The following is a 1304-nucleotide window of genomic DNA, read 5'->3' as shown; positions in this document are numbered from 1 at the left end:
AAAAACAGGTGAAGAGGCTGTAGAGGTATTCAATACTGCTATGGAAAACATAATGCCAGTTTTAGAAGTTAAAGCAAGAAGAGTTGGTGGAGCTAACTACCAAGTACCTATTGAAGTAAGACCTGAAAGAAGACAAACTCTAGGATTAAGATGGTTAGTAAACTACACTAGAGCTCGTGGAGAAAAGGGAATGGTTGAAAAGCTAGCTAAAGAAATAATGGATGCTGCTAACAACACGGGAGCTTCAGTTAAGAAGAAAGAAGATACTCATAAAATGGCAGAAGCTAATAAAGCATTTGCTCATTACAGATTCTAATATCAGGATATATTGATACCTTTAAAGGGATATCGTAAGGAGGAGAACCATGGCTAGAAAGTTTCCTTTAGAAAGAACTAGAAATATAGGAATAATGGCTCATATAGATGCAGGAAAAACTACTACTACAGAAAGAATCCTTTTCTATACAGGGCAAACTCATAAAATAGGAGAAACTCACGAAGGAGCTTCTCAAATGGACTGGATGGAGCAAGAGAAGGAGAGAGGTATAACAATAACTTCTGCTGCTACTACTGCTGCTTGGAAAGACCATAGAATAAACATAATAGATACTCCAGGACACGTAGATTTCACTGTTGAAGTTGAAAGATCTCTAAGAGTTCTTGACGGTTCTGTTGCTGTTTTCTGTGCTAAAGGTGGGGTTGAGCCTCAATCTGAGAACGTATGGAGACAAGCAGATAACTACGGAGTACCTAGAATGGCATTCGTAAATAAAATGGACATCATGGGTGCAGATTTCTACAATGTTGTAGCTATGATGAAAGATAGATTAGCAGCAAATGCTGTGCCAGTTCAATTACCAATAGGTAAAGAAGATTGGTTAGAAGGTGAAGTTGACTTAGTAGAAATGTGTGCTCACATATACAAAGATGACTTAGGAGTAGAAATAATAAAAACTGAAATACCAGAAGATATGAAAGAATTAGCTCAAGAGTGGAGAGAGAAGCTTGTAGAAGCTGTTGCTGAAACTGATGAAGACTTAATGATGAAATATCTTGAAGGTGAAGAGTTCTCTGTAGAAGAAATAAAAACTGCTATAAGAAAAGCTACTATAGCATGTGAAATGAACCCAGTATTCTGTGGTTCTGCATACAAGAACAAAGGTGTTCAGTTATTATTAGATGGTGTTGTTGATTACTTACCAGCTCCAACTGATATAGCTTCTATAAAAGGTATATTAGAAGATGGTGAAGAAGCAGAGAGACATTCATCTGATGAAGAACCATTCTCAGCTTTAGCATTCAAA

Annotated in this window: 2 protein-coding genes; both read left to right on the top strand. The window is 36.9% G+C overall.

The window, feature by feature from the left end; genetic code table 11:
• A partial coding sequence (gene rpsG, locus JWF52_RS17555) for a 30S ribosomal protein S7 (protein ID WP_208334783.1) occupies positions 1 to 316 on the top strand: 316 nt, incomplete at its 5' end.
• 49 nt (positions 317 to 365) lie between these two features.
• The coding region (locus JWF52_RS17550) for a GTP-binding protein (protein ID WP_208334782.1) at positions 366 to 1304 on the top strand (939 nt) is incomplete at its 3' end.

This window comes from Clostridium sp. CCUG 7971, assembly GCF_017590215.1.
GTDB lineage: Bacteria > Bacillota > Clostridia > Peptostreptococcales > Peptostreptococcaceae > Faecalimicrobium.
Note: the sequence above shows the minus strand (reverse complement) of the source record. Positions and strands in the feature narration are given on the sequence as shown.